Source organism: Streptomyces sp. McG3 (assembly GCF_018619185.1).
Lineage (GTDB): Bacteria > Actinomycetota > Actinomycetes > Streptomycetales > Streptomycetaceae > Streptomyces.
In genome coordinates this window covers 43,937-50,627 of sequence record NZ_JAAXYC010000020.1, presented here as the reverse complement: position 1 = coordinate 50,627, position 6,691 = coordinate 43,937, and the positions used below count along the sequence as shown (strand labels likewise).

The following is a 6,691-nucleotide window of genomic DNA, read 5'->3' as shown; positions in this document are numbered from 1 at the left end:
CGTCCCACGAACAGGAGACCCTGGTGCCGGTCCTCCCTGGAGCCGAGCCGTTCCGCCACGAGGGCGGAGAGGTCGGCGTCCTCCTCTGTCATGGCTTCACCGGATCGCCGCAGTCGCTGCGCCCCTGGGCGGACTATCTCGCCGAGCGCGGGCTGACGGTCTCGCTGCCGCTGCTGCCGGGCCACGGCACCCGCTGGGAGGACATGGCGGTCACCGGCTGGCAGGACTGGTACGCGGAGGTGGACCGGGAGCTTCGTCTGCTGCGGGAGAGGTGCGAGCGGGTCTTCGTCTTCGGTCTGTCCATGGGCGGCGCGCTGAGCCTGCGGCTCGCGGCCAAGCACGGGGACGCGATCAGCGGTCTGGTGCTGGTCAACCCGGCCAACAAGGTGCACGGCCTCTCGGCGTACGCCCTGCCGGTGGCCCGTCATCTGGTGCGGACGACCAAGGGCCTGGCCGACGACATCGCGCTGCCGGGTTCGCACGAGGTGGGCTACGACAAGGTGCCGCTGCACGCCGCGCACTCGGTGCGGAAGTTCTTCCGGCTGGTCGACGGGGAGCTGCCCCAGGTGACCCAGCCGGTGGTCCTGCTGCACAGCCCGCAGGACCATGTCGTGCCGCCCGCGGACAGCGCGCGGATCCTGAGCCGGATCTCCTCCACGGACGTCTCGGAGATCCTCTTGGAACAGAGCTACCACGTGGCGACGTTGGACCATGATGCGGAGCGGATCTTCGATGAGAGCTACCGGTTCATCGGCCGTCTCGCACCGAGCGTCGGGATGAAGGGGAGCACGTCCGGTGGCTGAGCACGACGCGGAACGCACAGGCAGCGACGAGGAGCGCGAACCGCGCCCCACGGAGCCCGCGGCCGTCCCGGAGGGGACGAAGCCGGCGGGGGCGGAGGGAGCGGAGCAGGAGCGGGCGATCGACGAGGACGCGGCGTGGGCCGCGATCGTCGAGGGGTACGGGGAGGAGCCGCCGGACCCGCCGGGCGCCAAGCCGTTCAAGTCCATCGAGGACCTGGCCCTGCTGGAGGACGATCAGCGCAATGTGGTGGGGCCGAAGGACGGCTCCGCCGGTGATCCGGCGGACAAGGGGTCGGGCAAGACGCCCCCGAAGCCGCCGGAGAAGAAGCCGCTCGGCAGCTCCGTGGTCTTCGCGCCCGGTGTCGCCGGCCCCCGCGACTACGAGGTGCCCGAGTCCAAGGACGACGGCGTCGGCGAGCCGGACGACGGGGACGAGGGCCATTTCGTGCCCCCGGAGCCGCCTCCGCTGCCGGAGGCCGACGTCACGGCGAAGTTCGCCTGGCTCGCGGTGATCGGCGGGCCGGTCCTGATGCTGATCGCGGTGATGTTCCGCTGGGAGATGACGTGGTGGCTCACCACGCTCTGCGTCGGCGGCTTCCTCGGCGGCTTCGCCACCCTGGTGGCCCGGATGCCGCACGACGACGATGACGACACCTACGGCGATCCGGGGCGCGGCGCGGTGGTGTAGGGCGCGATCGTCAGGCGCCAGGCACTCTGAGGGCGGCCAGGACCGGCAGATGGTCCGTGGCCGCCCTCATGTCGTCCTCGCTCACGCCGTCCAGCCCGCTCGGCACACCGCAGCCGAGCACCTCGATCCCCGGGGTCGCGAAGACGGCGTCGATGCGCTTGCGGGGTTCGTCGGGCGGGAAGGTCAGCTCGCCGCCCCACGGGGCGACGGCCCGGCAGTCCTGGAGGGGCCCGGCCAGGTGCCGGAACGCCTTCCCGGTCGGTACGTCGTTGAGGTCGCCGCCCGCCACGGCGTGGTCCACGCCCATCGCCGCCAGCCGTTCCAGCAACAGGCCGGCCTGGGCGAGGCGTTCGTCGCGCTGGAGGCTCAGATGGCAGCTCAGCACCCCGAGCCTGGCCCCGGCGATCCGCACCACGGCGGTGGCGAAGCCCCTGCGGTGCAGACCGGGGGTGAGCGGCAGCAGGACGTCCTCGGTGCGCTCGACACTCACCCGGAGCGAACACAGCAGCAGCGGTCCGGCGGCGGTGGCCCCGCCGCTCAGCACCACCAGGCCGCTGCTCTTCGCGAGCCTGGCCGCGGCCTTGCGCCAGCGGAAGAAGCGCGGGGCCTCCTGGACGAGGACCAGGTCGGGTGCGCAGGCGCGGATGACGCGGGCCAGCGCGGCGGTGTCGTCGTGCATCGACCGGACGTTGTAGCTCAGCACTCTGATGACGGCTGAACCGTCCGGCTCGGTACGGGAGACGGGCAGTGGCGTCAGGACCATGCGGGCCACGATACGACGGACGCCCGCCGCTGCCCCGGAGGGCGGCGACGGGCGTGCGTCGTGTACGGACGGAGCCGGGTGGCTCAGCCTTGGCGGGCCAGGTCGGCCGCGCCCACGAGCCCTGCCTTGCCGCCGAGTTGGGCGGCGAGCACCTGGGCGTGCGGGCGCCATTCGCCGCCGATCAGCCAGCGCCGGAACGACTTGCGGATCGGGTCGAGGACGAGCTCGCCCTCGTCCGACACGCCGCCGCCGACGATGAACGCGGACGGGTCGAACAGCGAGGCCAGGTCCGCCAGTCCGGCGCCGGCCCAGCGGGCCAGCTCACGGAACGAGTCGACGGCCACCGGGTCGCCCTGACGGGCGGCCTCGCTGATGTGCTTGCCCTCGATGCCGTCCACCGAGCCGTCGCCGAGGCCGAGCAGCACGGCGGCGTTCTCGGGGGTGGCGTTGGCGCGCTGCTTCGCGTACCGGACGAGCGCGCGGCCGGAGGCGTACTGCTCCCAGCAGCCCTGGCTGCCGCAGCCGCAGAGCAGTCCGTCCGGGACGACCCGGATGTGGCCGAACTCGGCGGCCACGCCGAAGCGTCCGCGGCGCAGCTTGTTGCCGATGATGATGCCGCCGCCGAGGCCGGTGCCGAGCGTGATGCAGATGACGTCGTCGTGACCCTGGCCGGCCCCGAACCGATACTCGCCCCAGGCCGCGGCGTTGGCGTCGTTCTCGACGACGACGGGCAGGCCGACGCGCTGCTCGACCTTGTCCTTGAGCGGCTCGTGACGCCAGTTGATGTTCGGTGCGAAGAGCACGGTGGCGCGCTTGTCGTCGACGTAGCCGGCGGCGCCGATACCGACGGCCTCCACCTCGTGTCCCTCGCTCGCGCCGGCCACCGCCGCGCAGATCGCGTCGACGATGCCTTCGGCCGTCGGCGGGGTCGCCACCTTGAACGTCGAGAGGATCCGGCCCTCTTCGTCGACCACTCCAGCCGCGATCTTCGTGCCGCCGATATCGACGCCGATGGTGAGTCCCATGAATCCCTCAGTTTCGGTCGAGCCCCGCTAGGGGCAACCGTACCCGAGGCGTGGCCCGGCCCGGCCGGGGCCGGTCGGTCCCGGCCGATGTGTCCGGTCGGTACCGGCTGGTCGTCCGGTCGGTCCAGGCCGGTCGTCCGGTCAGTCCAGGTCGATGCGTTCGGTGCCGGAAGGGCCTTCGTCGCGGGGGTCGGACGGGTCGTCGGCGGCCTTCTTCGAGGGGTCCGCGGGACGTGCGGCGCCCGACGCTCCCTCCGTGGTGCGGGTCCAGCGGCTCTCCTGGCCCTCGACCGCGGAGCGATAGGCGGCCAGCAGTTCGCTGCCCGCGGCTGCGAGGTGGTCGAAGAGCTGGGGATTGCGTTCGATGACCGGTTCGACGGCGGACTTCGCCTGCCGGATGGCCTGCTGCACGGCGCCCTGGGCGGCGGTGCCCAGCAGCGGGGTCTGGAGCGAGGAGACCTTGTCGGCGACCGCGTCGACCAGCTTGCGCAGTTCCTCGGCGGCGGATCCGGGCTGGGGGCCGTACTGGGCTCGGCGGCGGGCCTTCTCGGCCGCGAGGTCCTCGGCGCAGGCGTCGGCCCACGCGTCGCCGTCGACGGGACGATCGGTGGCTTCACTCATGGCGGACTCCTGCGACGCGGGGCGGCCGACGGTCGGCCTGCGGTACACGTACTACCGACGTTACCCGAATGGCCGCGGACCGTTCAGGAGGTGCGCGGCCACAGGGCCGGATCCGGCGTGAACCGCACGCGCAGCACCCCGTCGGCCAGGGCCGCGCCGGAGACGGTGCAGCGGCGCAGCGCGGAGGCGATCCGCACGATCCGGTGGAAGGGGCCGACGGTCAGGAGCAGTTCGTCGCCCCGGCGGACCAGGCGCAGGTTCTCCTTGGCGGCCCCGGGCAGGGGCAGGCACCAGGTGAGGGTGAGGGTCCCGTCCTCGGCGGCCGGGTCCTCCTCGATCCACCAGGGGTCCTCGGCCCGGCCGGGCGTCCGGTCGTCGGGGGCGGGTATCTCCAGCGCGGCCAGGTCGTCCGGGCCCTGCGGGTCGCGGCCCAGGTGGGCGGCCTCGTGCACGGGGAGGTCCGGCGCCATCTCCTGGTGCCAGTGGTCCAGGCACTTCTCCTGCTGGGCGGCGAGCGCGGCGAACCAGGGGTCGGGCGAGTGCCGGGGCAGCACCCGGGAGGCGACCAGCAGGTCGGCGCGCAGTCCGTGCAGGGCGAGGCCGGTACGGGCGGCGCGCAGGGCGTCCTCGCCGGCGGGTCCCGGCTCCGCGACCAGGCGGAGCGTGGTGGCCCCGTCCTCGATCAGGGCCTGGACGGCGGCCAGCTCGGCGTCCTTGCGGGCGGCGGCCTCGTACAGCCACTGCGCGGGCATCGGGACCCCGGCGAGCTGGGCGAGGACCGGGCGCAGGGCGCGGGCGGCCTGGCGTTCGGCGGGGAGCAGCCGGCGCAGGTAGCGGCGCAGCTGTTCCGGCAGGGCGAGCAGGGCCAGGGCTTCGGCGAGCGGCGGGAGGTCGACGACGAGGGTGTCGTAGCCGGACCAGTCGCCCTCGGCGGCCCGGCGCAGGGTGTGCAGCAGGGCGAGCTGCGGGGAGCCGGGGAGTTCGGTGAGCTCCTCGCCGTCGAGCCGGCCGGCGCCGAGCAGGTCCAGGACGCCGGAGGCGCGCTGCTGGAGCTCGGTGAGTTCGGCGCGGAAGTGCTCGCCGGAGTCGACGCGGGCGTGGTCGAGGCCGTCGGCGGCCCTGGTCGGTTCCGACGCGGCCGGGAAGCCGGGTGCGGCCTCGGCGGAGATCAGCAGGGTCCGGCTGCCGCTCGCGGCCGCGGCCAGCGCGGTGGCCGCGGCGACGGTGGTGCGGCCCGCGCCGCCGGGGCCGGTGACCAGGACCGTACGCACGGCCCTCAGTTCCCCGGTGCGGACTCGACGCGCTTCTTCAGACCGGCGAGGGCGCGGTCGATGATGACCTTCTCGGCCTTGCGCTTGATCATGCCGAGCAGCGGGATCTTGACGTCGACGGCGAGCTTGTAGGTGACCTCGGTGCGCTCGCCGCCGCCGAGCGGGGCGAGGGCGTACGTGCCGTCCAGGGAGCGCAGCATCTGGGACTTGACGAGGCTCCAGCTGACCTCGTTCGCGCCGGTCCAGGTGTAGGAGAGGACGTGGTCGTCCTTGATCGCTCCGGCGTCCAGGACGAGGCGGACCTGCTCGGCGCGGCCCTGGTCGTCGGTGGAGAGGACTTCGGCCTCCTTGACCTCGCCGGTCCACTCCGGGTAGCGGGCGAAGTCCGCGATCACGCTCATGACGTCGGCCGGTGCCGCCTCGATCGTGATGCTCGAGCTGGTGTGTTCAGCCATCGCCGTGGCCCTCCAGTGCGGTGTAACCGGTCGCGTTCGGCAGGAGCCTGCCGCTGTGCAGGCTATCGCGTGCCCGGGGCGCTCCGGTCCACGCCCCGGCCGCCCGCGGTCACCAGCTCAGCGCCCAGGGTGTTCCGGTCGAGGCGAAGTGGCCGACGTTGACGCACTCGGTGGTCCCGATCCGCATCCGGCGGACCAACGGCTGGTGAACATGGCCGAAAAGCGCGTACCGGGGGCGGGTGGTGCGGATCGCCTCCAGCAGGGCGCGGCTGCCGCGTTCGAAGCGGCGGGCGACGGTGTCGTACGTCAGCTCGGGGACCTCGGGCGGGATGTGCGAGCAGAGGACGTCGACCGGGCCGAGCGCCTCGACCTTGGCGGCGTACTCCTCGTCGCTGATCTCGTACGGGGTGTTCATCGGGGTCTTCAGGCCGCCGCCGACGAAGCCGAAGACCCGGCCGCCGATCTCGACGCGTTCGCCGTCGAGCACGGTGGTGCCGGGGCGGGCGTACTCGGGCCAGAGGTCGGGGACGTCGACGTTGCCGTAGGTGGCGTACGTCGGAGTGGGGAAGGCGGCGAAGAGTTCGGCGTACTGCTTGCGCACCGCGCCGAGGATCTCGGTGTTGCGGTCGCGGCCCGCCCACAGCTCGCGGCCGAAGGCGCGGGCCTCGTCGTAGCGGCGGGCGGTGCGCAGGGCGACGATGCGGTCGGCGTTCTCCCTGCCGAACAGGTCGGGGAAGATGCCGCGCGAGTGGTCGGCGTAGTCGAGGAAGAGCACCAGGTCACCGAGGCAGATCAGGGCGTCCGCGCCGTCCCCGGCGCGGGCCAGGGCCTCGGTGTTCCCGTGTACGTCGCTGACGACGTGAATCCGGGTCGATCCCCCGGCCCGGCCCCGGCTGTCCGGTTCGCTGCCTCGCATGGGATCACCCTAGGGTGCCGCTTCCGCTGCTGGTAGACCGTCCGGACCTGCGGTTACTTCCACGTCGGGATGACAGTGGACTACTGTGCGCGAAAGGGCCATTTATATGTGTGATGCATAAGACATCTGGCCGGAACCCCCTATCCGGA

Annotated in this window: 8 protein-coding genes; 2 read left to right on the top strand and 6 right to left on the bottom strand. The window is 72.9% G+C overall.

Annotated features, from left to right (window positions below; genetic code table 11):
• Positions 1-23: 23 nt before the first annotated feature.
• Positions 24-803, top strand: a complete 780-nt coding sequence (locus HET64_RS05790; protein ID WP_215102968.1) for a carboxylesterase — start codon at positions 24-26, stop codon at positions 801-803.
• On the top strand, positions 796-1,491 hold the full coding sequence (locus HET64_RS05785) for a hypothetical protein (RefSeq protein ID WP_215102964.1): 696 nt from the start codon (positions 796-798) through the stop codon (positions 1,489-1,491). The genes HET64_RS05790 and HET64_RS05785 overlap by 8 nt, the downstream gene beginning before the upstream one ends.
• Positions 1,492-1,501: 10 nt before the next feature.
• On the opposite strand, the gene HET64_RS05780 is transcribed toward HET64_RS05785, so the two are convergent.
• The 6 genes from HET64_RS05780 to HET64_RS05755 all read right to left on the bottom strand — a co-directional run bounded on the left by HET64_RS05780 (position 1,502) and on the right by HET64_RS05755 (position 6,542).
• Positions 1,502-2,254, bottom strand: coding sequence for an endonuclease/exonuclease/phosphatase family protein (locus HET64_RS05780; RefSeq protein WP_215102963.1), 753 nt, complete (start codon positions 2,252-2,254; stop codon positions 1,502-1,504).
• Between the two features lie 83 nt (positions 2,255-2,337).
• A complete protein-coding gene (locus HET64_RS05775; RefSeq protein ID WP_018957442.1) occupies positions 2,338-3,279 on the bottom strand; it encodes an ROK family glucokinase in 942 nt (313 codons plus the stop codon).
• A 141-nt stretch (positions 3,280-3,420) separates the two neighbouring features.
• Complete coding sequence (locus tag HET64_RS05770; protein WP_215102962.1) at positions 3,421-3,900, bottom strand: DUF5304 domain-containing protein; 480 nt, start codon at positions 3,898-3,900, stop codon at positions 3,421-3,423.
• A gap of 83 nt (positions 3,901-3,983) precedes the next feature.
• Positions 3,984-5,171: an ArsA-related P-loop ATPase gene (locus tag HET64_RS05765; protein ID WP_215102961.1), complete on the bottom strand. Its 1,188-nt coding sequence runs from the start codon at positions 5,169-5,171 to the stop codon at positions 3,984-3,986.
• Positions 5,172-5,176: 5 nt separating this feature from the next.
• Positions 5,177-5,626 carry an SRPBCC family protein gene (locus HET64_RS05760; protein WP_215102960.1) on the bottom strand — a complete coding sequence of 150 codons (450 nt, stop codon included), beginning with the start codon at positions 5,624-5,626 and terminating at the stop codon, positions 5,177-5,179.
• 109 nt (positions 5,627-5,735) lie between these two features.
• Positions 5,736-6,542, bottom strand: coding sequence for a metallophosphoesterase (locus tag HET64_RS05755; RefSeq protein WP_215102959.1), 807 nt, complete (start codon positions 6,540-6,542; stop codon positions 5,736-5,738).
• Positions 6,543-6,691: the final 149 nt, after the last annotated feature.

What these genes read in the sequence shown, in the direction of transcription:
- HET64_RS05780 (WP_215102963.1), bottom strand. Translation starts at nt 2,254, where the DNA reads ATGGTCCTGACGCCACTGCCCGTCTCCCGTACCGAGCCGGACGGTTCA.
- HET64_RS05775 (WP_018957442.1), bottom strand. Translation starts at nt 3,279, where the DNA reads ATGGGACTCACCATCGGCGTCGATATCGGCGGCACGAAGATCGCGGCT.
- HET64_RS05760 (WP_215102960.1), bottom strand. Translation starts at nt 5,626, where the DNA reads ATGGCTGAACACACCAGCTCGAGCATCACGATCGAGGCGGCACCGGCC.
- HET64_RS05755 (WP_215102959.1), bottom strand. Translation starts at nt 6,542, where the DNA reads ATGCGAGGCAGCGAACCGGACAGCCGGGGCCGGGCCGGGGGATCGACC.
- HET64_RS05770 (WP_215102962.1), bottom strand. Translation starts at nt 3,900, where the DNA reads ATGAGTGAAGCCACCGATCGTCCCGTCGACGGCGACGCGTGGGCCGAC.